Annotated in this window: 31 protein-coding genes and 1 riboswitch; of the genes, 11 read left to right on the plus strand and 20 right to left on the minus strand. The window is 63.3% G+C overall.

Going from position 1 to position 22988, the window contains the following annotated elements:
* The first annotated feature begins 45 nt into the window (after positions 1 to 45).
* Together FJ430_RS24820 and FJ430_RS24825 are read left to right on the plus strand one after the other, a co-directional pair.
* Positions 46 to 252: a hypothetical protein gene (locus FJ430_RS24820; protein WP_226891886.1), complete on the plus strand. Its 207-nt coding sequence runs from the start codon at positions 46 to 48 to the stop codon at positions 250 to 252.
* Complete coding sequence (locus tag FJ430_RS24825) at positions 253 to 750, plus strand: hypothetical protein (RefSeq protein ID WP_226891888.1); 498 nt, start codon at positions 253 to 255, stop codon at positions 748 to 750.
* Positions 751 to 806: 56 nt separating this feature from the next.
* Here the strand turns inward: FJ430_RS24825 and FJ430_RS24830 are convergent, their stop codons facing one another.
* The 4 genes from FJ430_RS24830 to FJ430_RS24845 form a co-directional block, all read right to left on the minus strand.
* Positions 807 to 1823 carry an ABC transporter substrate-binding protein gene (locus tag FJ430_RS24830; protein ID WP_140703606.1) on the minus strand — a complete coding sequence of 339 codons (1017 nt, stop codon included), beginning with the start codon at positions 1821 to 1823 and terminating at the stop codon, positions 807 to 809.
* On the minus strand, positions 1820 to 2593 hold the full coding sequence (locus FJ430_RS24835) for an ABC transporter ATP-binding protein (protein WP_140703602.1): 774 nt from the start codon (positions 2591 to 2593) through the stop codon (positions 1820 to 1822). Before FJ430_RS24835 ends, FJ430_RS24830 begins: the two co-directional genes overlap by 4 nt.
* Positions 2590 to 3414, minus strand: coding sequence for an ABC transporter permease (locus tag FJ430_RS24840; protein WP_226891890.1), 825 nt, complete (start codon positions 3412 to 3414; stop codon positions 2590 to 2592). Before FJ430_RS24840 ends, FJ430_RS24835 begins: the two co-directional genes overlap by 4 nt.
* 109 nt (positions 3415 to 3523) lie before the next feature.
* Positions 3524 to 4132, minus strand: coding sequence for a YkoF family thiamine/hydroxymethylpyrimidine-binding protein (locus FJ430_RS24845; protein ID WP_140652197.1), 609 nt, complete (start codon positions 4130 to 4132; stop codon positions 3524 to 3526).
* Positions 4123 to 4235, minus strand: a riboswitch (TPP riboswitch). It overlaps the preceding gene by 10 nt.
* A gap of 219 nt (positions 4236 to 4454) precedes the next feature.
* Between FJ430_RS24845 and FJ430_RS24850 the strand changes: the two genes are divergently transcribed.
* Positions 4455 to 4799 carry a hypothetical protein gene (locus FJ430_RS24850; RefSeq protein ID WP_140703596.1) on the plus strand — a complete coding sequence of 115 codons (345 nt, stop codon included), beginning with the start codon at positions 4455 to 4457 and terminating at the stop codon, positions 4797 to 4799.
* Positions 4800 to 4952: 153 nt separating this feature from the next.
* The gene (locus tag FJ430_RS24855; RefSeq protein ID WP_140703594.1) at positions 4953 to 5162 is read left to right on the plus strand and encodes a hypothetical protein; all 210 of its coding nucleotides are present in this window, start codon (positions 4953 to 4955) and stop codon (positions 5160 to 5162) included.
* A gap of 6 nt (positions 5163 to 5168) precedes the next feature.
* On the opposite strand, the gene FJ430_RS24860 is transcribed toward FJ430_RS24855, so the two are convergent.
* The 5 genes from FJ430_RS24860 to FJ430_RS24880 all read right to left on the minus strand — a co-directional run bounded on the left by FJ430_RS24860 (position 5169) and on the right by FJ430_RS24880 (position 7568).
* Positions 5169 to 5669: a porin gene (locus tag FJ430_RS24860; protein ID WP_140703592.1), complete on the minus strand. Its 501-nt coding sequence runs from the start codon at positions 5667 to 5669 to the stop codon at positions 5169 to 5171.
* 20 nt (positions 5670 to 5689) lie between these two features.
* Positions 5690 to 6190, minus strand: a complete 501-nt coding sequence (locus tag FJ430_RS24865; RefSeq protein WP_140703590.1) for a porin — start codon at positions 6188 to 6190, stop codon at positions 5690 to 5692.
* 372 nt (positions 6191 to 6562) lie between these two features.
* Positions 6563 to 6808 (minus strand): DUF2934 domain-containing protein, encoded by a 246-nt coding sequence (locus tag FJ430_RS24870; RefSeq protein ID WP_140645402.1) that lies wholly within the window; start codon positions 6806 to 6808, stop codon positions 6563 to 6565.
* A 119-nt stretch (positions 6809 to 6927) separates the two neighbouring features.
* Positions 6928 to 7137: a hypothetical protein gene (locus FJ430_RS24875; protein ID WP_140645401.1), complete on the minus strand. Its 210-nt coding sequence runs from the start codon at positions 7135 to 7137 to the stop codon at positions 6928 to 6930.
* A gap of 131 nt (positions 7138 to 7268) precedes the next feature.
* Positions 7269 to 7568: a DUF1236 domain-containing protein gene (locus FJ430_RS24880; RefSeq protein WP_140645400.1), complete on the minus strand. Its 300-nt coding sequence runs from the start codon at positions 7566 to 7568 to the stop codon at positions 7269 to 7271.
* 213 nt (positions 7569 to 7781) lie between these two features.
* Between FJ430_RS24880 and FJ430_RS24885 the strand changes: the two genes are divergently transcribed.
* Positions 7782 to 8132 carry a DUF982 domain-containing protein gene (locus FJ430_RS24885; RefSeq protein ID WP_140652207.1) on the plus strand — a complete coding sequence of 117 codons (351 nt, stop codon included), beginning with the start codon at positions 7782 to 7784 and terminating at the stop codon, positions 8130 to 8132.
* Positions 8133 to 8417: 285 nt separating this feature from the next.
* Here the strand turns inward: FJ430_RS24885 and FJ430_RS24890 are convergent, their stop codons facing one another.
* Together FJ430_RS24890 and FJ430_RS24895 are read right to left on the minus strand one after the other, a co-directional pair.
* On the minus strand, positions 8418 to 8639 hold the full coding sequence (locus FJ430_RS24890) for a hypothetical protein (RefSeq protein WP_140652209.1): 222 nt from the start codon (positions 8637 to 8639) through the stop codon (positions 8418 to 8420).
* A 215-nt stretch (positions 8640 to 8854) separates the two neighbouring features.
* Complete coding sequence (locus FJ430_RS24895) at positions 8855 to 9154, minus strand: DUF1236 domain-containing protein (RefSeq protein ID WP_140703587.1); 300 nt, start codon at positions 9152 to 9154, stop codon at positions 8855 to 8857.
* 249 nt (positions 9155 to 9403) lie between these two features.
* Between FJ430_RS24895 and FJ430_RS24900 the strand changes: the two genes are divergently transcribed.
* On the plus strand, positions 9404 to 10297 hold the full coding sequence (locus tag FJ430_RS24900; protein ID WP_140703584.1) for a DUF1236 domain-containing protein: 894 nt from the start codon (positions 9404 to 9406) through the stop codon (positions 10295 to 10297).
* A gap of 274 nt (positions 10298 to 10571) precedes the next feature.
* Positions 10572 to 10919 carry an exopolysaccharide production repressor protein gene (locus FJ430_RS24905; protein ID WP_226891896.1) on the plus strand — a complete coding sequence of 116 codons (348 nt, stop codon included), beginning with the start codon at positions 10572 to 10574 and terminating at the stop codon, positions 10917 to 10919.
* A gap of 271 nt (positions 10920 to 11190) precedes the next feature.
* Here FJ430_RS24905 and FJ430_RS24910 read toward each other — a convergent pair whose 3' ends face one another.
* Positions 11191 to 11598 carry a hypothetical protein gene (locus FJ430_RS24910; RefSeq protein WP_095820511.1) on the minus strand — a complete coding sequence of 136 codons (408 nt, stop codon included), beginning with the start codon at positions 11596 to 11598 and terminating at the stop codon, positions 11191 to 11193.
* Between the two features lie 512 nt (positions 11599 to 12110).
* Between FJ430_RS24910 and FJ430_RS24915 the strand changes: the two genes are divergently transcribed.
* On the plus strand, positions 12111 to 12653 hold the full coding sequence (locus FJ430_RS24915; protein WP_140644851.1) for a DnaJ domain-containing protein: 543 nt from the start codon (positions 12111 to 12113) through the stop codon (positions 12651 to 12653).
* 644 nt (positions 12654 to 13297) lie between these two features.
* Here FJ430_RS24915 and FJ430_RS24920 read toward each other — a convergent pair.
* The 4 genes from FJ430_RS24920 to FJ430_RS24935 form a co-directional block, all read right to left on the minus strand.
* Positions 13298 to 14113: a hypothetical protein gene (locus FJ430_RS24920; RefSeq protein ID WP_140703579.1), complete on the minus strand. Its 816-nt coding sequence runs from the start codon at positions 14111 to 14113 to the stop codon at positions 13298 to 13300.
* 731 nt (positions 14114 to 14844) lie between these two features.
* On the minus strand, positions 14845 to 15255 hold the full coding sequence (locus tag FJ430_RS24925; RefSeq protein ID WP_140644853.1) for a TadE/TadG family type IV pilus assembly protein: 411 nt from the start codon (positions 15253 to 15255) through the stop codon (positions 14845 to 14847).
* Positions 15245 to 15685 (minus strand): TadE/TadG family type IV pilus assembly protein, encoded by a 441-nt coding sequence (locus FJ430_RS24930; protein WP_140644854.1) that lies wholly within the window; start codon positions 15683 to 15685, stop codon positions 15245 to 15247. The genes FJ430_RS24925 and FJ430_RS24930 overlap by 11 nt, the downstream gene beginning before the upstream one ends.
* A gap of 5 nt (positions 15686 to 15690) precedes the next feature.
* Positions 15691 to 16941, minus strand: a complete 1251-nt coding sequence (locus FJ430_RS24935) for a TadE/TadG family type IV pilus assembly protein (RefSeq protein ID WP_140645010.1) — start codon at positions 16939 to 16941, stop codon at positions 15691 to 15693.
* Between the two features lie 280 nt (positions 16942 to 17221).
* Here FJ430_RS24935 and FJ430_RS24940 point away from each other — a divergent pair, with 280 nt between their 5' ends.
* Positions 17222 to 18439, plus strand: coding sequence for a TadE/TadG family type IV pilus assembly protein (locus tag FJ430_RS24940; RefSeq protein ID WP_140703575.1), 1218 nt, complete (start codon positions 17222 to 17224; stop codon positions 18437 to 18439).
* A gap of 81 nt (positions 18440 to 18520) precedes the next feature.
* Here the strand turns inward: FJ430_RS24940 and FJ430_RS24945 are convergent, their stop codons facing one another.
* Positions 18521 to 18757, minus strand: coding sequence for a hypothetical protein (locus FJ430_RS24945; RefSeq protein ID WP_140644856.1), 237 nt, complete (start codon positions 18755 to 18757; stop codon positions 18521 to 18523).
* A 29-nt stretch (positions 18758 to 18786) separates the two neighbouring features.
* Positions 18787 to 19071 (minus strand): hypothetical protein, encoded by a 285-nt coding sequence (locus FJ430_RS24950; protein ID WP_226891897.1) that lies wholly within the window; start codon positions 19069 to 19071, stop codon positions 18787 to 18789.
* Positions 19072 to 19440: 369 nt separating this feature from the next.
* Between FJ430_RS24950 and FJ430_RS24955 the strand changes: the two genes are divergently transcribed.
* Together FJ430_RS24955 and dinB are read left to right on the plus strand one after the other, a co-directional pair.
* Positions 19441 to 19821: a cupin domain-containing protein gene (locus FJ430_RS24955; RefSeq protein WP_140644857.1), complete on the plus strand. Its 381-nt coding sequence runs from the start codon at positions 19441 to 19443 to the stop codon at positions 19819 to 19821.
* A 274-nt stretch (positions 19822 to 20095) separates the two neighbouring features.
* A complete protein-coding gene (gene dinB, locus FJ430_RS24960) occupies positions 20096 to 21355 on the plus strand; it encodes a DNA polymerase IV (protein WP_140703571.1) in 1260 nt (419 codons plus the stop codon).
* Here the strand turns inward: dinB and FJ430_RS24965 are convergent.
* Together FJ430_RS24965 and FJ430_RS24970 are read right to left on the minus strand one after the other, a co-directional pair.
* Entirely contained in the window at positions 21327 to 22217 is an 891-nt protein-coding gene (locus tag FJ430_RS24965; protein ID WP_140703569.1) for an aldose 1-epimerase, read from the minus strand. The two genes, dinB and FJ430_RS24965, sit on opposite strands and share 29 nt — an antisense overlap.
* 8 nt (positions 22218 to 22225) lie before the next feature.
* Positions 22226 to 22981, minus strand: coding sequence for an SDR family oxidoreductase (locus FJ430_RS24970; protein ID WP_140703567.1), 756 nt, complete (start codon positions 22979 to 22981; stop codon positions 22226 to 22228).
* Positions 22982 to 22988 lie beyond the last annotated feature (7 nt).

Consider the following 22988-nt stretch of genomic DNA (forward strand, 5'->3'; position numbering starts at 1 on the left):
CAAGTCGCGGCGGTCGTCCCCGTAAGCATCGTTGGGACTAACGTGATGCCAACGATGTTCGGCAGCGGCAGACATCACCACTATCAGTCAGTAAAGATGCCGCCCCAGACGCTGACCACCGCCGACATCGATGCCGAGATCCGGAAGCAGGATCTCCAGATATTCGAGGCTATCGCCCGCGAATTTCCGGACGACTACGATGCGATGCTGCGCAAGATCACTGCCGCGGCCCAGGCCGGAAGCCAAACATAAGTGCGCAATATCAGCAGACAGGCGGTCGCCGATCTGAGGCATAGATATGCGCCACTCCTACCCACGACCCCCGACAGCAACGCTTCGGAAGCGCTTTCGGCGCAACTCGACATGCTCAATCATGTCATGGCGCGCGAAACACCGGCCACCTGCAACAATTACCTGCGCAACGGGCCGGACGCGATCAGTGCGCCCGGCCACGATTTCCTGGCTGACCTGGACAGGATCGGCGCCGCGCTGTTCCGCGCCTTCGGCGCCGCCAAAAGAAGCGGCCTACCGGCGGCCGTGCCCGGCGATCAGGACTGGTCGCTGGTCGCCGACGTTTTCACAAAGATCGGCGGCACGTCGGCCGAGATGGAGGCTATCTCGAACGCCAACCAGGACTTCCCGGGCCTGTGCCCGGCCATGGCGAGATTCTATGAGGCCGCCCTGTTACTGCATGGCGAACCCGGGTGGCACATCAAAACCGCGCTGCTTCGCGCCATCGTTGAGAATTAGGCTCCGCACCGGATTTCCGGACGGGTTCCGGCGCGACACCGCGTTCCTTCGTCCTCTCAGGCGCCCAGAAACCCGTTGCTGAAGTACGCCTCGATGTCCGGCTTCTCCTTCAACGCCTTGCCATTGCCGTCGAGCAATATCCCCGAGGCAAACAGATACCCGCCCATCGCCTCCATCTTTGCCTTGTCCATCGTACCGATGGCGCCGTTGGCACTCTTCAGGAAATGGCCGTCGTTCAGCGCCTTCAGCGAGGCGTCGATCAGCGCCGGGTTGGCGAGTGTGTCCCTGTTGGCGGCGATCAGCAGTTCGCCCGCCTCCAGCGCCTGATCGACCGCGAAGGCATAGCCGCGCCGCGTCGCCTTGACGAAAGCGGCGGCGGCTTTCGGATTGGCGCTAAGGAAGCCGTTGCTGGAGACGATCAGCGTGGTGTGCTCGTCCGGCACGCCGTAGTCGGCGTAGCGAAAGCTGCGCTGCTTGAGGCCTTTCAGTTCCGCTTCGACACCTTCCCATGTCGAGACTTCGAGCGTGAAATCGACCGAGCCGTTGGCCAGCGCATCGTATGCGGACGTCCCCAGCGTCACGGTCGAAAAATCGCCCTTGCCGCCGTCATGGCGGATGATGGTCCGCAGCAGCGCGTTTTCCCAGGCGCTGCCGAAGCCGCCATAGGTCAGGCCGTCAAGATTTTTCGGGCTCTTGATCGCCGCGCGGTCGGCGTTGAAGACGACGCGGCCGGTCTCCGACTGGACGACGGCGTAGACGGCCTTCAGGTCGGCGCCAGCACTCTTCTGGGTGAACAGGCCGAGCGAGCCGGAAATGCCGAAATCGGCGACACGGTTGGCGACCAGCGTGCCCGAGCCGGTATCGCCATAGGGCAGGATTTCCACGTCAATGCCGGCGTCGCGATAGAAGCCTTTGTCGCGGGCGACGAACAGACCGATGTGGTTGGTGTTGACGGTCCAGTCGAGCGCGACCGTGATCTTTTGCGTGGTGGCGGCACGGGCGTGCGTGACGGCCCCGGCAAGAGGCAGGCCGGCGGCCAGAAACAGCGCCTGGCGGCGGGTCAGATCGGTCATTTCAATTCTCCATCGGATGGTCGGAAATTCGGATCGGACTGGCCAAGCAGCGTGTCGAGGATGCCTGCCTCGATCGCCGCGGCCTCGCGGGCAAGCGCCGCGCTCTCGGTGCGCGGGCGCGGCAGCGGCACGGCCACCTCACGCACCACGCGCGCGGGCCGTGCCGAAAGCACATAGATACGGTCGGACAGAAGCACTGCTTCGCGCACGTCATGGGTGATGAGCAGCGCCGTCCAGCGATAGTTTCGCCACATCGTCTCCAGCCAGCGCTGCATGGCGGCGCGGGTGAGCGCGTCGAGCGCGCCGAACGGCTCGTCGAGCAAAAGCATGTCGCGCTGCTGCACCACGGTGCGCAGGAGCGCGGCGCGCTGGCGCATGCCGCCGGACAGTTCGGCCGGCCAGGCGCGCTCGAAGCCGGCAAGGCCGAATTCGGCGAACAACGGCGCCACGCGCTCGCGCGCCGCGCGCCGCTTCATGCCCTGGACTTCGAGCCCCAGCGCCGCATTGTCGATAACGCGCCGCCACGGCATCAGCGCGTCGCGCTGCGGCATGAAGGCGAAGCGGGCGCCATCGAGCGGCGCGCCGTCGAAGCGCATCTCGCCCTCGCCCCGGATCGCGCCGGTGAGCAGTTGGAACAATGTCGACTTGCCGGCGCCGGAAGGACCGAGGATCGAGACGAACTCGCCCGCGCCGACATGGAGAGAGACGCCGGCCAGAACCTCGAGCGCGCCGAAGTTCTTTCGCACGTCGCGGAGCTCGAGCCGGGTCATGGCCGGCCCTCCCCGACAGGCTTGCCGCCGTCGCGCCCCGCCCTTTCGCCCTCTGCATTTTCCCAGGGCATGGCGAGACGCTGGACGAGCACGGCGAGGCCGAACAGCGCCAGCGTCAGCGCCGAGCTGACCGCGACGGCGGCAAGCACCAGGTCGGGGCGGAAATTGTTCTTGGCGCTGAGCATGTAGATGCCGAGCCCCTTCGCGGCGCCCGCGTATTCGGCGAAGATGGCGCCCACCACGGCATAGGTGATGGAGATGCGCAGTCCGGCGAAGAAATAGGGCAGCGCCGACGGCAGCCGCGCCAGCCAAAAGATGCGCCAGCGCCCTGCTCCCATCGCGGCGAGCATCTGGCTGATCTCCTTGGCCGTGGCGGCATAGCCTTCGACCAGCGCCACCATCATCGGGAAGAAGGTGACCAGCGCCACGAGCAGGATTTTTGGCAGCAGCCCGAAGCCGAACCACAGCACCACCAGCGGCGCGATCGCCACCAGCGGCAAGGTCTGGCTGGCGATCAGCAGCGGGAACAGCGCCCGGCGCAACGGGGCCAGGAAGTCGACCAGCGCCGAGAGGATGAAGGCGGCAACGAGCGAGCAGGCAAAGCCCGCCAGCGTGGCGCGGATGGTGGGCAGCGTGTTGTCGGCAAGCGCCGAGCGGTTCTCCCAGGCTTGCGCCAGCACGCGCGAGGGCGCGGGGAGCACGGTGGACGCGATGCCGCCGAGGCGGGCGTAGAGCTCCCAGGCGATGAGGAGAAGAGCGAAAGCGATGGCGGCGGGGAAGATCCTGGCGAAGGCGGAAGCAAGGGCTGATCTCCCCCGCAAGGGGGGAGATTGGACGGCACCCCGGCTTTCGCCAATCTCGGAAGACTCTTCTTGCGGTGTAGAACCGAACGAAACAGCCATCACATCTACCTCGGCAGCGCTACGCGGCTCAAACCGCGGTCGGGCTGTTCGCCGAAATCGTTATGTCGAGCGTCACGTGGCCCGCGCCGGGGCCGAAGCGGCAGAAGGCTTCGGCGAGCGTGGCGAACACCGCGCCGGCATCGCCGCGCAGCCTGGTGCAGAAATTCTTCGAGCGGTCGAAGACGCCGGAGTTTTTCAGGAAGTCGATGCAGCCATAGATCTCGTCCATGTGGTCGCCGGTGCCCATCACATAGAGCGAGAATTGCGCCGCCACCGGCTGGTCGGTCGAGGGCGTCGCCTCGACGGCGCGGAGCGCGGCGCGCTTGCGCTCCTCAAGCGGAATCGCCGGGCCGCCTATCTCGTCCGAGCGGCAGATCGGGTCGTCCGGCTCGCCGGGGCAGCCGCGCGAGACCGCGGCCGACAGCACGCAGTGCCTGCCGCTCTTCGCCGCCGCGACGAACAGGTCGCGCATGGCGGGAAAAAGCACTTCGGGCGGCCCGACCAGCAGCGTCGAGATATCGTCGGTCTCGATCCTCAGCCTGTCGCGGTAAGGATCGAGCGCGCCCAACGCGCCAAGGATGACGCCGACGAAATCGTCAGCCATGGGATAAAGGGAAATCTGTGCGCCGGAAAACATGGCCCGCCTCGCTCCGCTGGTATTATCCAGATCAGCTTTAGGGTCCGGAGGCTTGCCGCCGCCATCTCAGCCCCGACCGTACGGAGCACCCCTGTGGATGGCCGCGTTAAAGCACTGTTCGAGCGAATGGGAAAGCGGTTTTTTGCGAGGCCAATTGAGCCAAGGGCCCCATCTCCCTAAGGGAGATGCCGGGTTACAAGATTTTCGCAGATTTCTTATAACCGCGGTATCGCAACCGCAGTGTCGTTCAAAATGTACGAATCCGGCTTGATTGTTTTTCGTACATAAAGTACGATATTTCCCTTCCTTTGAGGGGACTTGCTTGAATACCGCGAACCGTGGCGCTTTCGCCGACCTCTCCCGCCCTTTGCTCTCGCCACTGCCGTTCGCCGAGCGCGAACGCGTTGCCGGCGCCTGGCGCATGGCCAGCCAGGACATCGCCGACGACATCCGTTTCATCCGGCAATATCTGAAGGTGATCGCCGAGAAGGACGAGCGGCTTTCGACCGGCACGCTGGTGCATGGCCGCGCCTATGTCGAGGCCTGCGCCGCCTGGCTCCCGGAGACGGTGGCGCGGTATCTGCGCAATCTCAGGCTGATCAGCGAATGCGAAAGCGCGATGATCGCGGCCCGCATGAGGTTTGCCCGGTCGAGCGATGCGTGGTGAGGCAGGCAGCTCCCCCTACAACCCTTGGGCCGCCCGTCGAAAAATGCATCGTTTCATACAATTGGCAATTGGTGGACGCGGCTGAGCGGCGGGTGGTTAAATTCGTCTCAGGCGAAGGAGGGTAAAGCCGCGTACCAGGGAGGAACTCGTTTGATGGACCAGCGTATCGACATCGACATACAGCCTGACGACCAGCCCTACGAAGTCACGTCATTCGCCAGAAAGCATGGCCTGACGATCCCCGTCGCGGACGCGGTGCTTTTCGCCAGGGGACCGTCGCCGTCGCGGACCGCCTGCGATATGGCGGCGCTGGCCCTCATTTGCGCGGTCGCGCAATACGCCGGAAAGCAAGGGAGACGATAGCCTCCCCTACCAGCTGAACTGCAGCCCCACATTGCCGCCGACCTGGCTGCCGGCGAAGGCAATGCCGAGCGTGCTGGTCAGCCGGCCCCCATGGTCGAAGCCCTCGCTCAGCACCGCGGCGCCCGTGATGCCGAAGGCATTGGCATAGCCGGCATTGCCCCAGTTGACGCGCACACCGAAATGCTCGCCCTGGACGAGATCGGGCGCTGCGAGCGCGGCCGAGATCGAGGCGTTCTCAAAGGCGCGCGTGATGCGGTTGTCGATGTCATCGACGTGGGCCGCGAGCGCCGTCTTACCGACCTCGGTCATCTCGCCGCCATTGCCGTCGTCGACCTGCTTCTTGGTCACGCCAGTCTGGGCATTGATGCAGGTGTCCGTGCCCGGGCTATAGTAGTAATTGGCTCCATAGGCGGAGCAGATCTTGACATACGCGACTGCCGCCTGGGATGGCGCCGCAAGGAGCGTTGCCGCGCCGAGGATCGCCGGCGCAAGAAGATATCTGAACATTGATTGCCCCTCGGTCGCGCTTACCAGGTGAACTGCAGGCCGGCATTGCCGCCGACCGTCTTGCCGGAGAAGCCGACGCCCGCGGCGCCGGCCAGCCGACCGTTGCCGCCAGGCATGAAGCCCTCGCCAAGAACCGCCGCGCCGGTGACACCCATGGCGTTGGATTGACCGGCATTGCCCCAGTTGACGCGCACGCCGAAATGCTCGCCCTGCACCAGGTCCGGGCCGGCCAGCGCTGAGGCCACCGATGCACCCTCGAAGGCGCGCTGGACGCGGCGGTCAATGTCGTCGACCTTGCTCGCCAACGCCGTCTTGCCGTCGACCACACCGTCCTCCGTCAAGCTGCGCGTCTCGCCCGTGTTGGCATTGATACAGGTGGCGGTGCCGGGACTGTAATGGTATTGCGCGCCATAAGCCGTGCAGACCCTGACGTACTCGACCGGCGCTGCCTGGCAAGGCGCAGAGAGACCGCCCGCCACAGCTAGAAACGCAAATGAAATGACACGGTTGATACCCCGCATGCCTGATCCCCGAAGTTGGATGTTGAGAGAAAGCCTCGCATGAAAAAGGCGCATGCGAGCGCGCGGAGTCAACTGCGCCTTCCGCTCAATGCCTGACTTTTACTGGGAGCATTTCATCTATTGAACACATATTGCAGCCAAGCTACAGTAAACAGTTCAACCTGATCAGTAATTCCCCGATGATTTGCAGCTGTGGCGTCGAGGCTTATTAACACTCTCTAATATCAAGCGATGCCGGGCGATCTGCCCGGCAGGCTCGCCGAGGTGGGCCCGCGCAGCTGGCGCAGGCCGCGGCTTTGCAGGTCGCCGTCGCCGGTGGGTCAACTATGCGGCAGACGGTCTGACGACTGCCCGTAATCCTTTAGGACGCGATCAGCCCTTGGCTTTCGACTTGGGTGGCGCCTTGGGGGCCTTGGCAGGCTTCTCCGCCTTCGCGGCCTTCGGCTTCTCGACCTTGGCGGCAGCGGCCTTCTTGGCGGCTTTCTTCGGCCTGCCCGCCTCATCGATCTCGGCCGTCGCCTGGTCCCAGTGCTCCATATGCGCGCCTTCAGGCCGGCCGGCCTGCTCCCAAATCTCGTGCGCGCGTTGGCGAATGCGTTCGTGCCTGTCGTCCGTCACTTTGTCGCCTCCTACGGTTTGGGACTGTTCCCCAGCCAAACATTAGCCCAATTTTCGCGTGCCGTCTTGGGTGTAGACGCGGCGCGCAAACGCATCTTGAAGCAATATCCGGTGATGGCTCACTTCTCGTCGGAAAGCACCGCGATGCCGAGATACGCGGCCTTCTTGACGATCAGTCCGGCCAGGTCGGCGTCGGAACGATCGGTTCCGGTGCGCTCGCGCAGCAGCGCGACCGCCTGCTTGATCGACAGCAGCCCATCGCCGCGTTCGGCCAGCAGTCTGTCGACTTGGCGGGCAATGTCAGGTGATTCGACGTGTGGATGATGCATGGCAACGACTCCTTCCGCGCTTCGTTGCCTCCCAAACCGCTGTTTATCTTAGGCCTTATGCCCGGATACGAGAAGAGCCCGATCCTTCCCCGATGCTCCGGGGAGAGGATCGGGCTCTTTCAGGACTAAATCTACTCGATCACCTGAACAACGCGGCGCGTGCCGGGATCGATCAGCACCGTATGGTCATTGACGACCGCATAGCGGTACTGGACGTCCGGAACCTGCTGCAGCTCGACGGTGTCAGGCACGGTCGAGCCGACGCCGAGCTCGAGGCCGAGCACATTGACCGAGGCGATCGGATGCTTGTGGACATATTCCCTGACCACGGTCTGCTGCTCGGGGGTGACGATCACCTCGTCCGCGGCCGCGATGCCGATGCCGGCCATCAGAGCCAGGCCGGCGACAGCTGGAATGAGGGTGGTTTTCATCGTTTATCTCCTGTTGCGTTGGCGAGCTCCGCCTGGCCTCCGCGGGGCGGAAACACGGGCAGGTCGAACATGGGAGCTCCCGGGGCAAACGCCGCCGGCAGGGTGTTGTTCCGTCAGCCACGACTAATTGATTTGGCGGAACCTTCGCATCGGCTCTGCATTGGAAGGCATTGAAACTGCCCAAGTCTTTGAAAATCAAAGGATGCCGCAGTCATGCAAGAAGGCCCCATCAGAAGCGACATCGAACTTCGGGCCCCCGTGGCCATTGCCGTGGGCGCCGGCTTCAAGCGCGAGATCGCCACGCTCACCGGGATGCAGAACTTTCTCAAGGAATGGCCGCAGGCCACGCGGGGCGATAGCTACGCCAACGCATTCCGCGCCTGTGAGGCGGCGCGGACCGGAGAGATCGATCTCGACAAGGCGCGGCAGGCGTTCCTGGTCTTCGCGCGGAAGGCCGGAATCGAATGGACCGGCGCCGATCCGGTCGCGGTGCTGCGCGAAGCAAAGGTCAGGCGAAGCCGGGTACGCGAAAGCCGGGCACAGAACCGACACGTGCCTGGATAGTCCCTCGCCGGTCAAAGGCCGGTCGGCAGCGACGGGCATGACGCCCGCAGGGCCAGCGGCGCCCGCTGGAGCGGCAGCGTCTGTTGATCACGCCTCACAACGCGTATGACGACCATCCGCCAGGACGCCGTGCGCATTGGCCTTGACCGCAAGTTTTAGGATTTGGCCTGCGAATCCCGGATCAACCGGGCGCGCCCTGACGTCCGTTGCATCCGTTTGCCTGCAGACCGCCGCCTTGCGGCTGGAGGTCGACTGGATCGATCGGGATTCGGCTGGAGGCCGCTGTCAGCTCGGTGCCGATTCGCCCGGGGCCTCGGTGACGAAGGACGCGGCGATCAGATCGTCCGCGTCTATGCGTAGGGAGCCCTCGCCGCCCCCCATGATGGCCGCGACCTTCTGGAAGGTCTTCATCTCATGCTCGGTGATCCGGGCGTCCCGCATCCTGGCTTTGAGATCGGCGACACGCATCCCGAGCGAACGGGATGTTCCGATTTCTCGTTTCGACATGTTGGTCAGTCTCCTCCCCCAACCCGTGCCTGTTTCGCCGCCGCCCGATTCCCGCATCCTGCGCATGCTTGTGTTCTCTATGAGGCAATTTCGAACACAGCAGCGGCAACGCGAGCCCGGAACGAAGGTTCCGTTAGCATGTGGTCACGAATTAATACTGGTTAACGGCCCGGCCGCAGTCCGCGGCAAGGCCGTCAACTCAGCTGCGAATGATCCTACTGGATGACCTGGACGATCTTGCGCGTGCCGGGATCCACGATGACCGTCTGATTGTCGACGACGACGTAACGGTACTTGACGTTCGGTACCTCGTGCAATTCGACGGTGTCGGGAAGGACGCTGCCGATGCTGAGCTTGACGCCGGGAAGCTTGACCGACGCCAGCGGCTGCTTATGCACATATTCGCGGATGACCGTTTCCTGTTCGGGCTGGATAATAACATCCTCGGCGGCGGCGGCGCCGATGCCGGCCAGAAGCAGCAGGCCCGCGGCTGCGGTTGTGAGGTGCATTTTCATCGATCTTCTCCTTGATTTGGATAGATTGCCTCTCACGCTGCGCCTGCGATTTCACAGCCGGTAGGCAATGTGCGTAACGCCGGCCGACAAGCCTTGTTCCTGCAAAAAATTCGCCGACACCATTTTCGGGGGAACGTCACAGGCACGTCCGAAGAAACGTCACCGGCGCGCGGCGCGGCAATTTCGGAACAATGCTTTTCGGGCCGGGTTTTCCTAGTGAAGGGACCGAATTTTCCGAGGAGAAATCCCATGAAACATCTGCTTATCACAAGTATGATCGCGCTCGGCGTCGGTTGCGGCGCCGCGATGGCGCAGACCGAATCCGCACAGCCGAGCGGCGGCGACAATTGCGCGGCCGGCACGGCCGATTGTCAAAAGGGCGGCAAGGCCGGCGGGCAGGCTCAGGGCGAGACGAAATCGAAGACCGAGATGAACGCTCAGGGCAAGGCCGGCGCCAACACCGAAGAGCAGGCCCAGGGCACGGCCAAGATGAAGACCGATGAGCAGGCCCAGGGTCAGGCCGGCGCCAATACCGACCAGAATGCTCAGGACAATACACAGCTGAAGAAGAAGCAGGCTCAGGGCAAGACCGGGACCAGCACCGAGCAAAACGCTCAGGGCAACACCAAGATGCAGACTGAGCAGAACGCGCAGGGCAAGACCGGTACGACAACCGAGCAGAATGCCCAGAACAAGACGAAGACCCAGACCGATCAGCAGGCCCAGGGTAAGTCCGGCACAACCACCACCGAGCAGAACGCTCAGGGCGGCAACACCAAGATGCAGACCGAGCAGAACGCGCAGGGCAAGACCGGTACCAACACCGAACAGAACGCCCAGGGCAACACCAATGTCGAGACCGACCAGAACAAGACGGCCTCGATCAACAACGTGACGGTGGAGCAGAAGACGCAGGTCACGCAGATCATTCACGAGACCAGGGTCGAACCGGTTCGCGACGTCAGCTTCGACATCTCTGTCGGCGTCGAGGTTCCGCGGCACAAGGTGCGTCTGCACCGCCTGCCGGCGCGCATCGTCAAGATCGTGCCTGCCTACGAATCCTACGAGTATTTCGTGCTGGCCGACGGACGTATCGTCATCGTCGACCCCGACACTTACAAGATCGTGCTGATCCTGACCTGATCCGGATAGCAGGACAGACAAGGGCCCGCCACGCGGCGGGCCTTTTTGCGTGCAGAGACAACCGAACACACGGGCAATCGCCTGCGCGTGTTCATTAGGCATGCGTTGAATGTTGAGCCTCGGGAACGATTTGGCGCAATTCCCAGTTGTCACACCGGAAGTCCTGCGTCCCTAGTCCCTATCGGATCGGACGAAAGGGCGATGGGCCCGCCGGCAAATCGTTCAAGCTTGCGGTCCACTAGGAAAAGGTGCATGGGTCGAGATGGGTAGAGATATGGGCGAGATCGTCGACGACCGAATGTGGCCGCGGCGCTCGGATGGGCAGATGTATTTTCCGCAGTTTCTTGTGGGAATGGTGGCAACGCTTCTGGTGATCCTCGGTTGGACTTACGCCTCCACGGGATCTGTCTGGATGGCGATCGGCTGGACATTCCTGGCGGCAGTGGTTCTGCAGGCCGGCTATTTCGTGGCCGTGCTCTGGCTCGTGCATGGCGAGACCCGCGTGACCGACGAACGCAAGGCGGACGCAAGCTCGGCACCGGCCAAGATACCCGGCCCGTTCGAGCGCGACGGCATCATCCACGCTCTCATCTTGTGGCTGTTCCCGAAACTGCTGCCTTAATCGCTTTGAGCGGCGCTTTGCGGCCGGGCTGCTGACCGACCGTCTTTTCGTTTTCGAGAGGTCGTCGCACCGCAATAGCCGGCGCTCCGCATTCTCCGCTCGAACGCAGGGACCGGGCTACGCCTCGGTGCTAAAGTTCCGAGGCGCCATCAAATTTGTATTGTCGCCGGCGGGCCGCCTTTCACCACGTCAATGCGGCGCAACGCAAACGGCCGGCTTGCAGCCGTCGGAACCGTGGTCCGAGCCGGCTGCAATCCTGTGGTTCGCCGAGTTAACGCGCGGTGGCCGGCGAAGCCGAGCGGACCGTCTCCGAAGACGAGAAGACGACGAAGCCAAAGACCAGCACCGCAGCGGCGACGATCAGCGAGCCGATCGCCACGACCGGCTCGATCTCCGGATGGCCTGCCGCCAGCATCCAGTAGAGCGCCGGCAGCATGATCACGATGCCGACCGTATAGAGGCCGTAATGGATCATTGCGATGCGGCGCTCGGCCTTGGCCGGGTTGAGCGCATAGTAGCCGCCGAAGATGGCGCTGGTGACCCAGCCAAGAAGGTTGATGTGGGCATGCGCGGGAAACGCACCGTGATCGCCCGAAATCGCCATCTGCAGCCCGGCGGCGATGCCCAGAATAAGAAAGACGATGGCCGTCTTGAAGAAAAGCTCCGATACCCGTGGCATTTTGTTGTCCTCCCAATGCCTCTGTAAACCCGACTCCGCGAAGTCTACATCCTGCAAGCCATATTAGCCATGGCGTACCTAAGTCAGTGGGGCTTCGGGCGAAAGCCGCGAGATTGTCGACGGCTTTGCAAAAAAATGGCCCGCCTCTTTCGAGGCGAGCCAAAAAGGAGCCGGGCTTGAGGTCGGCCCCATCCAGGTTGCCACCTGAATTTCAGACGGCGCTAACGTAACAGAACCCGGAATTTATTCCACCGCTATAGCGGACTGACACGGTAGGGTTTTCCGACCTTGAACAGCGCAAGCCCTTGCCGATCGGCCATCGGAACCAAGGCACTACCAGACAGGACGTCGCCCCCTTTTCAGCCGGCGGGTGAAAGCATGGGCTTCAGCGTCCCATCCTTCTGCTAGAACCGATGGTGCAGCACGGCAAGGCGATGCGCCTTGCACGTCCGCAGCATTTGAGCAATGCTTCGCGACGGGGGTGGTTTCCGTAATTTCGGAAGCACGATTACATGTTCATTGACTACTACGAACTTCTGGAAATAAGCCCGAACGCCAATTCTGAGACCATCGAGCGGATTTTCCGCTACTTTGCCATGCGCTATCACCCCGACAATCGGGAAACAGGCAACGAAGCGCGCTTCAGCGAGATCGTGGAAGCCCACAATACGCTGCGGGACCCAGTCAAACGGGCTCAGTACGACATCCTTTACCGGGAGCATCTTGGCCTTCGTCACGAACTCACGGAAGGAGCCCGCGACGGCGGCGGCATGGAGAGGGATACCGTCATCCAGGCCAATCTGCTGTCGCTCCTCTATGTGAGGCGCCGGCGGGACGTCAACAATCCGGGCATCGGTGACGACGAGCTCGAGCGCCTGTCGGGCTGCCCTCGCGAGCACCTGGAATTCCATCTGTGGTACCTCAAGGCGAAGGGCTTCATCGGCAGGACCGAGAACGGGACGTTCGCGATCACCGTGGAAGGCATCGATCACGCCGGGACCAAACAGGGCCGGGATCGCCCCGACGCCACCCGCCTGCTCGATCACGCGAGTTAGGCCGACCATCAAAAGCCCGCCGACTGGCGCCTGAACCAGTGGCGGGGCTCGATGAAGGAACAGCTACATCCCTATCCCTGAGGAATCGACTGTCGTCTTCTCAACTCCCCATATCTGGGCTCGGTTCGCCGGGGGCGGCGGAGTCTAAGCCATGCACCATGACGGGCAAGACGAGGAGTGCAGGGTTACATTGGCGTTGTATTTCGCCGAATACAAGGTGACCGAGGTCTGACGTGCCGACGCATTGGACCGGTGCCGACCCGTCGGGGTGATTACGAGGACGCCTCGCCAACAGCTTGTTTGAAGCAATACCCGCGTGGCTGGCGTTCGAACATCAAAAGTTGTTGCTGGCCTGTCGTGCCAACGATAAGTGTATCGTAACACGATATTTTGCGCCGAACATCCTCACCGCCAGGCCGGCGCCATGCTTTTCATCGCCCAGGAAAGCAAGCATTCGTGAAATCAGGTGGCAACCTGTAGCGGGAGCCGACACCAACAGTGCGGCTCCCGCTTTGGCTCGTCTCGATCGAGGCGAGCCATTTTCTTTCTGAAATCGCGAGTGCACGGCCGGCGACATACCGACAAAAAAGCCGCCGGGCGGGCCCGGCGGCTTTTCGTTCATCCTCTGGTCGGTTCGCCCGGCCTTACGGTGTTGTCGCCGTGGCGGCGGCTTGCGCGTCGATCTTGCCCGCCAGCGTGTCCTTGGCCCAGGCGGTGACGTCGGCGTCGACCGGCTTGTTGGCCATCTCGGCAAGGGCCGCGTCCAAGGACGCGTCAGTGGGGGGCGGCGCGTTGTCAACCGCGGCCTGGGCATCGGTGACCGCCTGATTGTCGGCGGTGATTGCCGTGTTCTGGGCGTCAATCTGCCCCTGAACCTCGGCAACCTGCGCATCGAGAGCGGCCTGCTGCTCGGGCGTGAAGCCGGTCGTGTCGGTCGCGTTGAGATCGGCGAGTTGCTGAGTGAGGTCGGCGAGTTTGCTCTGGTCGGTGGTCAATTGGGCGTTCGCGGCGTCGAGCTTGGCCTGCGCGTTCTTGGCCGCCGCGGCCTGAGTCACGTAAGCTTGGACGCCGGCGAATTTCTTGCTCTTGGAATGCTCGTAGGCGCTCAGATTGCGCTTCAGCGAGTTCAACCGGCCGAGCTTGGCATGAAGGTTCTTCTCCTTCGACGTGGCGGCCGTGGTCGTGTTGTCGGTCGAGCTGTCGTCGGACGCGCTGTCGTTCGAGGCGCTGTCGGTGCCCTTGTTGTGCCCCGGAGCCGAAGCCGACTTGCCGTGCGAGGCGCCGCTGTTGCCGTTGCCATTACCACCGGCATTGCCGCCGCCGTTTCCATTGCCATTGCCGCCGCCATTACCGCCGCCATGGCCGTTGCCGCCGCCATTGCCGCCAGCGTCGGCAAGCGCGGGGGCCGCGGCAAGCGCCAGAATGGCAAGAGATGCCAGAAGTGTCTTTCGCAATGTCATTTTGCTTCTCCGCAGATGAATCGTCGTCATGGCCCAACCGCTAGGCAGCCTCTTATGAGAATTTCCTAACGGCGTCGGATAAACTTTAAGCAATTGCGGTCGCGAAATGAGAGCATGGCCGACGCGGCCCGGCGATCTCCGCCAGATAGCGTGTTAACGCATTGAAATTTAATGAAAATACAAAGGGCCGAGCGCGCTTGGGCCGTTTGGAACAATGAGGGCCCTTGTCTCGCCAGACCATGGTCCCAAGGACATTCCCGCCCGGGCGAAACCGTGCAAACCCGGAACGTCCGCCCGGCGCGACGCGCCTAAAGCGAAGGATCCGAGGCTTGCGTGTCGCCTGCATCCTGATCCGTGGGTACCGCGGCGCCCGGCTCCTGGTGTTCACCTGAACCGGTCGGGGAAAGGACCGTCAGATCCATCCGAGCTATGCGGGACGCGGCTTTTCCTTGCGCATTCGGCTCGCTGTCATCCGTCTCGCAAACCGAGGCCTTTGCAAGGTGGCCAACGCTTTCGCCACTCTTGCCCGGGAAGGCTTCCGACGACGCAGGAGGTTTGCTCGGATGATGCACCAAGCCGGTGCGTGCTGGCTTCCAACAACAGAGGTCATGGCTGCGCTTCCGATATGGATGACAGGCAAATTCCTAGTTTAGCACTCCGGGCTGGCGCGAAACTTACACGATTTAGAGATCGCTAATGTTCCAGCTTGATATTGGGCGGCGATCGACCTTCTAGCCGCCGACCAGCGGCACGGTCACCGAGGTGGTATAGCTGATCGGATAATCGCTGAAATAAGGAAAGCTGATGACGAAGGCGTAGCTGGCGTTGACGTGCGCCATGCGGAAGCCGCCGCTCGCCGGGTCGGTGGTGATGGTGACGTTCACGTTCTGCAGGCCCAGCGCCTGCAGTTTCTGCGTCGCGACCGCCTGGATGTCGGCCTGCGTCAGCGTGTTGTTGAGCTGCAGGGAGCGCGCGGAGGCTTCAAGCGCATAGCGCACGCTGGAGATGTTGTTCATCGACCAGCCAAAGGCGAAGATGCCGAACAGCAGCATGATGAGGAAGGGCGCAACCAGCGCGAACTCGAGACCGGCGCCACCCGAGATGTCGCCGACAAATGCTTGACGTCTTTGCTTAGCGGACACGGACCACCTGCAGATGACCGATCGACGTGTCGCGCGGGAAGACGCCGAAGATGAAAGGCGGCTTCCAGGTGCCCGACGCCTGGATCTGGACGAAGACCGAGGGCACTTTCGGCCCGCTGCAGATGGTGGTCGAGGTGACCACGGTCGTTCCGCATTTGTAGGCACGGCTCACCGCGATCGCCGCATCGTCCGGTTTGTGTTCCCAGCTCGCCAGCGCCGCGGCCTGGGTGGCGCTGTCGTCGGTGCCGCCTGCCATGACAAGGTTGGCGGCCGTCTTCACCCCTGCCCGCATCGCCAGCGAGCTGGTGACGTAGGACCAGCCGTCCAAGACGCCCAGAAGAGCGGCGCACAGCACCGGCATCACCAGCGCGAGCTCCACCGCGGCGATGCCGGCGCGGTCCCTGCCGAAGCGGATTGCCCGTAGCCGCATGGCCGCTACTCGACCACCGCAACCGACTGGGTGGCCGGGATGTCCTTCATCCCGAGGCTCGAGCAGTCCTGGTTGATGGTCGAGTTGCCCGACCACTGAATGGTGTCGGCAACAACCTGGGTGCAGCCGTTCTTACCCGAGAAATTGCCAAGGTAATTGACCTGCTGCCTGGGAAAATAGATTGCGCCGGTCAAAAGCGAAGTCGCGTTGCCGTTGAAAGTGCTTTGCGCCGCCGTCCCTGTCCGGTCGCCGTAGAACAGCACGCCGGAATAGGTGCCCGTGGTCGGGGCGGCCAGCGTCACGGTGGCGTTGCCGTTCATGCTGACGGTGTTGCTGCCGGCCATGAAGATCGTGACGTCGCTGCCTTGGATGACGGCACCCGCATTGATCTTCAAGTCGCCCTGGACGACGTAGACACCGGGGGAAAGCGTGATATTGCCGTTGAGGTTCATGCCGCTGCAGTAGGTCCCGGGCTGGATCGTTTGCGTCGTCTTGTTGCCGTTGATCTTCTGGCATGGGTTTGAGGTCGCGGGAGCCGGCAAGCTGGCGAACGGGTCGGCCGCTGGCAGGGCTTGGGTGATCGGAGACTTGCAAACCATCGTTGGCGGATTGTTCAGCACCATGCCGCCGACGGTGATCAGACAGTCGGTCTGGACAGCCGCCGAGCCCTGGATCTTGATTGCGTCGGAGGCGTTCGAATTCGCCATGTCAACGCAGCCGATTTTCTTCGCGTTGGTGTTGCCGGAGAAGAGCAACGCCTGCGAAGCCGTGAGACTGAGAGCTATGTCGCAAGCTTTGGAGGCATCGGTGATCAGTGCCACCGCCCTCGCCTGCTCCGGCACCTTGGTCTGCGTGAAGATGGAGGTGAACATGCGGTCGAGGTTCTGGTTGAGGATCACCTCGACCGCCTTCTTGGCCGTGTTCGGCCCGGACGCCGGCGGGGTGTTGACGACGATGGTGCCGCCGCCCAGCCCGTTCGAGGCGGCCGATGTCGTGGCGGCGGCGGTGATGGTGGCGGTGTCGGACCCCGCGATCTTTTCCAACGCGCCGGCATAGGCGGCCGCGTCGGCGATCGCCTGCAGCTTCAGGCTCGAATAGTACCAATAGGAGGTCTCGACGCCGAGCCCGGCGCCGCCGATGACGACCGGCAGGGTCAGCGCGAAGATGGTCGCGACATTGCCGCCCTTGCCTTCGCAAAAGCGTCGAGAGACCAGTCCAGAAAAAAGATTTCTGATGAACCGACCTGAAAAGGCCATGGCCGAGCGCACCCAAGCTATCCCAGCCGTTACGTCATCATTATCATATGAACGAATGCCTAATTATTTCGCTCGACTTGCGCTGTTAGGACTGCATCCGGCTGCCACCCCGCCTTGCGCCGCGCACACTAAGACTTAAGGCCCAGAAACGCTCAGACTTAAGATGTAACCATTAGTAAAACCATATATTTTAGCACTTTCTGCATTTTATCTTTTTTGGAAATCGCCCGTAGAGACAGCGTGCCTATCACTTTCGCATATACGACGAGGGCGGACTTCCATGTTTGCACGTTTCTGGGCTTCGAGGCGCGGCAACTTCGCGGTCGCGACCGCGGTGGCCATGGTGCCGCTGATGCTTGCCCTGGCAGGGTCCATCAACCTGATCGGCACCAGCGACGACGCCGCGCAGTTGCAGAATTCGCTTGACGCGGCCGACCTTGCAATCGGTACGAAATACCAGGCGCGCATGTCGGCGAGCGACGTGCAGCAACTCGGCCAGACCTTCTTCGCGGCCAATATGAGCACCGCCGACGCGCAGGAATATACGGGCAGCGTCGCCGCCTTCCAGGCCGGGGCCAGCGGCGATCCGAGCGCCTACTTCATTTCGGTTTCGTCGAGCATCAGCCGACCGGCCTTCGTCCCCGGCATGCCGGCCTGGCCGGCGACGCGCTCCGCCTCGGTCAAGATCAAGCCCGGCGCGCAGGCCTGCGTGCTCGCGCTCGATCAGAATGCCGACGGTGCGGTCAGCCTGCAGGGCTCCACCAATGTGGCGATGAGCGGTTGCGTGATCGCGGCCAATTCGGACGCCGCCGACGCCGTCAGCCGGGGTGGCTCGGCGATCGTCAGCGCTGGCTGCGTCTCGACAGTCGGCGGCACGCAAGGGTTGACGCCGCCCAGCGCCACCCTTTCCTGCGGCGCGCCGCAGGAAAACCAGTATGCCTCGTTCGATCCGCTGGCCGACGTCGTTCCGCCTCCCTACACGCTCTGCCTGCCCGTGCCGAACGGCAAGACAATAACGCTTTCGCCGGGTACCTACTGCGACAAGACGCTGTCGGGAAATATTACCCTCAATCCGGGCACCTACATCATGCGCAACGTCACCATAAAGCCAGGCGGCAACGGCAGCCTGAGCGGCCAGGGCGTGACGATCTTCCTGATGGAGAACTCGCAGTTCATCATCAACGCCAACGAGCAGGTGAACCTGTCGCCGCCGGCCAGCGGCCCCTACGCCGGCATCACAATCTACCAGGCGCGCGGCAACACCCAGGCGCTGACGCTGAACGGCGGATCCGGCTCGGTGGTGAGCGGTTTCATCTACGCCCCGGACGCTGCCATCACCTATGCCGGAAATTCGGACATGAACGCCGAGGGCAGTTGCCTGCGGCTGGTCGGCGACACTGTCGCAATGACGGGGAGTTCCGCCGTTAAATCGGATTGCACGGCCGAGCTTGGGAACCGCGCTATGTATGCGGGACGGATGATCACCCTGGCGAAATGAACGCCAATCTCGTCATCCCTTTGAACGCAATTCCGGACGGAAAACCGCTCGCGCCTTTCTTGGAATTGCTTCTAGGGAAGATCACAACTCGCCTATGATATCCGCGCCCGCCTGCTCGTCGAAGAGCACCGCGCAGCCCCGCTCGAGCGCGACCTGCGTCAAGGCGTTGGCCGCATCCGCATCCGACGAGACGAAATCGCCGGTCAGGACGCGAAATTCCTCGACGGCCTTCGACATCGGCACCAGGCGCCCGGCAGACAGGTCGCTCGCACATGCGTCGATGACGCACAAAAGATCGATGAGTTCGAAATTATGCATGGCGGCCTCCGCCTGCGCCATCCCTTCGCTCAATCAACGGTACGAGGCGCGGACTGGTTCCCTCGCCTGCGTTCGGCGGATGGCCTGACTGGCGCAAGCTTGAGATCGAAGCGAGCAGGCAGGCATGGCTCGGCACAGGCCTTGCGCACCGATCTGGTGGCCATCGTGTCGATCGGAAGAAGGACCACCATCTGGGCATGGCGTTGTGGCCAGAGCGGCCTGCCGAAGAGGAGGAAGACGCCGCCGATCAATCCCGCCAAAAGCAGCGCGGCAAACAGGTTCGCGATCACGTTGCCGGGTTGCACGGCCAGCACTCCAAGAGAGTTTCCAGGGCGAAAGGAATGCCCGCCATATCGCAGGAATGGCGGGCACCCATCGTCAACCGCCGATGAAGGGACTTTGTCCGGCGGCTTGCTAGCCAATGAAATGGGGCCGTTGTTGTTTCCCGGAAATCGGCGCCTCGGGCCTCTGCGTTCGATGGATGAGACTTCGGTCTGAGCATGGCCCCGGACCGTCGCCCGAGGGCTTGGCATATCCGTCTTCCACGACGACGCGCCAAGCGCCCGGCCGAGCTCGCGGTCGCTCCGATTACATTAGCAATAACTCATAGTAAGGCTTATAAATAACGTCGCGGTCGCCGACGATCGCAACGTCAGGCGCCGCTTCACGCATGGAGGGATACCATGGCCGAAGCTGCAATGCAGGTTACAAAACTCGAATCCAAATCGCACAACACTCCCGACGAGGTCCGCGCGCCCGCCAAGACGCGCGTCGAAATCGTCCGGCTGCCGGGTTATTCCCTGGCGCGAATGAACATGCAGCCGGGCTGGAAATGGTCCGAATGCGTGAAGCCGGTGGTCAAGACCGACAGCTGCCAGGTCTCGCATGTCGGCTACGTCGTGTCCGGATCGATCACCGTGCGCATGACCGACGGCACGCAAAAGACCTTCGAGGCCGGCACGTCCTATACCATCCCGCCGGGCCATGACGCCTGGGTGGAAGGCAATCAGCCCTTCCAGTGCATCGAGGTGCTGAGCGCCGAGCAATACGCCAAACCAGCATAGGCCGGATCCAGCCGATGGGCGGCTACGAAGCTGCACCAGCCAAGCTGCGGGATCAAGGCGACGTCACCTTGATCCCTTCGCAGGTGCGATCGCTGCCTCGTTCGAATGAATGAGGCAGGCTCATTCATTTGTATGAAGACACAGAAAGCAGGCTCATAGGGGCCTTGACACTAGACTGCTTTTGTTCTCTTTATGTTCCCTAAATCAGCCTTTTCCAACAGAGAAATCTAATACTGCACCGCGGCAAAGCGGGCGCTGCAGACGGGAGCGCAGGATGCTCGCTAAGGACGCCGCTGCCGCCACCATCCTGCATGCCGATCTCGATGCCTTCTACGCCTCCGTCGAGCAGTTGCTCGATCCGTCATTGCGCGGCAAGCCGATCGCCGTCGGCGGCGGCGTGGTGCTGGCGGCTTCCTATGAGGCCAAGGTCTTCGGCGTGCGCGGCGGCATGTCCGGCCGCAAGGCGCGCGAGCTCTGCCCGCGGCTCATTTTCGTCGGCGGCCATTTTTCCGAGTACCAGCGTCTCGGCGATGCGGCGATCAAGGTGCTCGACGATTTCACGCCGGTGGTCGAACGCATCTCGATCGACGAGGCCTTTGCCGATGTCGCCGGCTGCACGCATCTGTTTGGCCCTCCGCAAGAGATCGCGCGAAAAATCCGCGCGCGGGTGAAGACCGAGCTCGGCCTGCCGATCTCGATCGGCGTGGCGCGGACAAAACATCTCGCCAAGATCGCCTCGCAGGTCGCCAAGCCAGACGGATTGGTGGTGGTCGAGCCCGGCACCGAGCTCGCCTTCCTGCACGATTTGCCCGTCACGCTGATGTGGGGCGTCGGCCCCGCGACCAAGGCCAGGCTCGCGGAAATCGGCGTCGAGACGATCGGGCAATTGGCGCGCACGCATAGCGGGGCGCTGGAGCGGCTGATCGGCCATGCCGCCGGCCAGAAGCTTGCCGCGCTTGCCTGGAACCGCGACCCGCGCAAGCTCGAGACGCATCGGCGCGCGCATTCGGCCGGCGCGCAATCGGCGCTGGGCAGGAAGCCGGCGCTGGCGCGCGCCTTCGTGCCGACGCTGCTGCATCTGGCCGACCGCGTAGCCAGCCGCTTGCGCGCCAAGGACCGGCCGGGGCGCACGGTCACGGTGCGCGTGCGCTTCGCCGACATGCGCGCGGTGAGCCGCTCGATTACGCTCGAACAGCCGATCCAGGCGACCGCGATGCTGGCCGAGATCGCCGAGGAGCTGGTGCGCGGTGTGCTGGTCGCCCATCCGGGCGAGCGCGACATCTCGCTGCTCGCCATCTCGGTCTCGCATCTGGAGGAGCATGCCGAGCTGCAGCTCGAATTGCCGCTCGGCCTGGCGGACGAGAAGCTCAGGCCCGGCAGCCGAAAAGGTCTCGCGCGCTTCGGCGCAGACCGCGCCATCGACAAGATCCGGCAGCGCTTCGGCAAGGAGGCCGTCGGCTACGGCACGGTGGCGCTGGAAGGCGCGCGCTCGGTGCCGGACGGGTTCAGGGAACTGGCGGAGAAGGAGTTGTAAAGGGGCCTGCGCCCAGCTCCACCCAATCCAGCCGCATCGTCACACTCATCGTCGCCCCATCATCGAGCACCGTCAGCCCCTGGCCATGATGCGCATCGACCGGGTGCGACACCGGCTCGAAGCAGAAGAAGCCGGCATCATGCGACGGGGAATAGAGGATGAACACGTCCAGCTCCGGCGAGGCTGCCAGCTCAAGCACAATCCCCTGCGCCGGCTGGACGATGGTAGCGCGACGATCCCAGCCGACAAAGGCGTTGTTTACCCAACCCGCCGGCAAAAGCGAGAGCCGCGAGAAATCCCACCACGGATGCTCAGCAAGCGGCGCGACGCCTGTTGGCAAATGGCGCTCATCCTCCAGCCAAACCCGCCCTGCCTTCGCCTTCAGCGTGGTCCTGGCGCCGCGCGGAAACCAGGGATGGAAACCGAGGCCATAGGGCAAGCGCATGCCGGCACTGTTCTCCACCGTAAGGTGGGCCTCGAGAGCGCCGTCGTGTAGCGAGTACACAACGGAGGCCGCGTAGCGGTAAGGACCGATCGCGCCGTCATCGAGCATCAGCTCGGCCTCGGTGTCGGTATGGCGGGCAAGCCGCCAGGACTTCTGGAAACCGTCGCCGTGGATCGGCAAGGCTTCACCGGGCACATTCGGCCCGATGGCATGGAAGCGGCCGTCGAAGGTGAAGCCGCCGCCGGAGATGCGGTTCGACCACGGCACGAGGAGTTGGCAACCGGACGTGCCGGTGTCGTCCCCTGCCCGCAAAAGCGGAACCCGCGCACTGCCGACAAGCGCATCATAACGGGCGATCGCGCCACCCTTGTCGGGCGCGAGCACGAGCCGCGCGCGGCCATCGCGAAGCTCAACCATGCCAGCCCTCACCAGCCGCCGTCGACGGCGATGTTCTGGCCGCTGATCATGTCGGAGGCAGGCGAGACGAGGAACAGCACGAGATCGGCGACGTTGCCCGGCTCGATGCGCTTCTTCAGGCTCTGGTTCGCGAGAATCCAGTCATTGTATTCCTTCAGCCGATCGCCGAAGACGCGCTCTTCCGCCTCCGAGACCACCGCGCCCGGCGATACGGCGTTCACCCTGATGCCATGCGGCCCAAGCTCGCGCGCCAGCGATTTGGTGAGGCCGAGCATGGCGCCTTTCGACGCGACATAGGGGACGTAGCCGTCCCAGCGGCCGTTGAGCGTGATCGAGCAGAAGTTGACGATCTTGCCGTGGCCCTTGGCCTTCATGCCTGGAGCGCAGGCCCGCGCCAGCGCGAAGGCGGCCGAAGAGTTGACGCGGATCTGGTCCTCATACTCGGCGAGCGAGAATTCCTCGAACGGCCGGTTGATGATCAGCGCCGCGTTGTTGATCAGGATGTCGATGCCGCCTTCCTTCGCCGCAAGCGCGGCAACCGCCGCTTCCGCCTCGGCCAGCCGGTTGAGATCGCAGCCTATGAAGGCAATGTCGCCTGCGGCCTCGCCGGCCAACCCAGCGGCTATCTCCGCCGCGCCCGTGGCATCAGGGCGGTCGAGCAACAGCACGCGCGCGCCGGCTCGCGCCAGTGCCACCGCCTGGGCCCGGCCGAGCGAGCCCAGCCCGCCCGTCAGAAGCACCTTACGACCAACGAGCGCCTTCATCGCCTAT

Origin of the sequence: Mesorhizobium sp. B2-8-5 (assembly GCF_006440675.2) — a bacterium.
In the GTDB taxonomy this organism is placed as follows: domain Bacteria; phylum Pseudomonadota; class Alphaproteobacteria; order Rhizobiales; family Rhizobiaceae; genus Mesorhizobium.

What these genes read in the sequence shown, in the direction of transcription:
- FJ430_RS24820 (WP_226891886.1), top strand. Translation starts at nt 46, where the DNA reads ATGCCAACGATGTTCGGCAGCGGCAGACATCACCACTATCAGTCAGTA.
- FJ430_RS24830 (WP_140703606.1), bottom strand. Translation starts at nt 1,823, where the DNA reads ATGACCGATCTGACCCGCCGCCAGGCGCTGTTTCTGGCCGCCGGCCTG.
- FJ430_RS24835 (WP_140703602.1), bottom strand. Translation starts at nt 2,593, where the DNA reads ATGACCCGGCTCGAGCTCCGCGACGTGCGAAAGAACTTCGGCGCGCTC.
- FJ430_RS24845 (WP_140652197.1), bottom strand. Translation starts at nt 4,132, where the DNA reads ATGTTTTCCGGCGCACAGATTTCCCTTTATCCCATGGCTGACGATTTC.
- FJ430_RS24855 (WP_140703594.1), top strand. Translation starts at nt 4,953, where the DNA reads ATGGACCAGCGTATCGACATCGACATACAGCCTGACGACCAGCCCTAC.
- FJ430_RS24860 (WP_140703592.1), bottom strand. Translation starts at nt 5,669, where the DNA reads ATGTTCAGATATCTTCTTGCGCCGGCGATCCTCGGCGCGGCAACGCTC.
- FJ430_RS24865 (WP_140703590.1), bottom strand. Translation starts at nt 6,190, where the DNA reads ATGCGGGGTATCAACCGTGTCATTTCATTTGCGTTTCTAGCTGTGGCG.
- FJ430_RS24875 (WP_140645401.1), bottom strand. Translation starts at nt 7,137, where the DNA reads ATGCATCATCCACACGTCGAATCACCTGACATTGCCCGCCAAGTCGAC.
- FJ430_RS24880 (WP_140645400.1), bottom strand. Translation starts at nt 7,568, where the DNA reads ATGAAAACCACCCTCATTCCAGCTGTCGCCGGCCTGGCTCTGATGGCC.
- FJ430_RS24885 (WP_140652207.1), top strand. Translation starts at nt 7,782, where the DNA reads ATGCAAGAAGGCCCCATCAGAAGCGACATCGAACTTCGGGCCCCCGTG.
- FJ430_RS24890 (WP_140652209.1), bottom strand. Translation starts at nt 8,639, where the DNA reads ATGTCGAAACGAGAAATCGGAACATCCCGTTCGCTCGGGATGCGTGTC.
- FJ430_RS24895 (WP_140703587.1), bottom strand. Translation starts at nt 9,154, where the DNA reads ATGAAAATGCACCTCACAACCGCAGCCGCGGGCCTGCTGCTTCTGGCC.
- FJ430_RS24900 (WP_140703584.1), top strand. Translation starts at nt 9,404, where the DNA reads ATGAAACATCTGCTTATCACAAGTATGATCGCGCTCGGCGTCGGTTGC.
- FJ430_RS24905 (WP_226891896.1), top strand. Translation starts at nt 10,572, where the DNA reads ATGGGCGAGATCGTCGACGACCGAATGTGGCCGCGGCGCTCGGATGGG.
- FJ430_RS24910 (WP_095820511.1), bottom strand. Translation starts at nt 11,598, where the DNA reads ATGCCACGGGTATCGGAGCTTTTCTTCAAGACGGCCATCGTCTTTCTT.
- FJ430_RS24915 (WP_140644851.1), top strand. Translation starts at nt 12,111, where the DNA reads ATGTTCATTGACTACTACGAACTTCTGGAAATAAGCCCGAACGCCAAT.
- FJ430_RS24920 (WP_140703579.1), bottom strand. Translation starts at nt 14,113, where the DNA reads ATGACATTGCGAAAGACACTTCTGGCATCTCTTGCCATTCTGGCGCTT.
- FJ430_RS24930 (WP_140644854.1), bottom strand. Translation starts at nt 15,685, where the DNA reads ATGCGGCTACGGGCAATCCGCTTCGGCAGGGACCGCGCCGGCATCGCC.
- FJ430_RS24935 (WP_140645010.1), bottom strand. Translation starts at nt 16,941, where the DNA reads ATGGCCTTTTCAGGTCGGTTCATCAGAAATCTTTTTTCTGGACTGGTC.
- FJ430_RS24940 (WP_140703575.1), top strand. Translation starts at nt 17,222, where the DNA reads ATGTTTGCACGTTTCTGGGCTTCGAGGCGCGGCAACTTCGCGGTCGCG.
- FJ430_RS24945 (WP_140644856.1), bottom strand. Translation starts at nt 18,757, where the DNA reads ATGCATAATTTCGAACTCATCGATCTTTTGTGCGTCATCGACGCATGT.
- FJ430_RS24955 (WP_140644857.1), top strand. Translation starts at nt 19,441, where the DNA reads ATGGCCGAAGCTGCAATGCAGGTTACAAAACTCGAATCCAAATCGCAC.
- dinB (WP_140703571.1), top strand. Translation starts at nt 20,096, where the DNA reads ATGCTCGCTAAGGACGCCGCTGCCGCCACCATCCTGCATGCCGATCTC.
- FJ430_RS24965 (WP_140703569.1), bottom strand. Translation starts at nt 22,217, where the DNA reads ATGGTTGAGCTTCGCGATGGCCGCGCGCGGCTCGTGCTCGCGCCCGAC.
- FJ430_RS24970 (WP_140703567.1), bottom strand. Translation starts at nt 22,981, where the DNA reads ATGAAGGCGCTCGTTGGTCGTAAGGTGCTTCTGACGGGCGGGCTGGGC.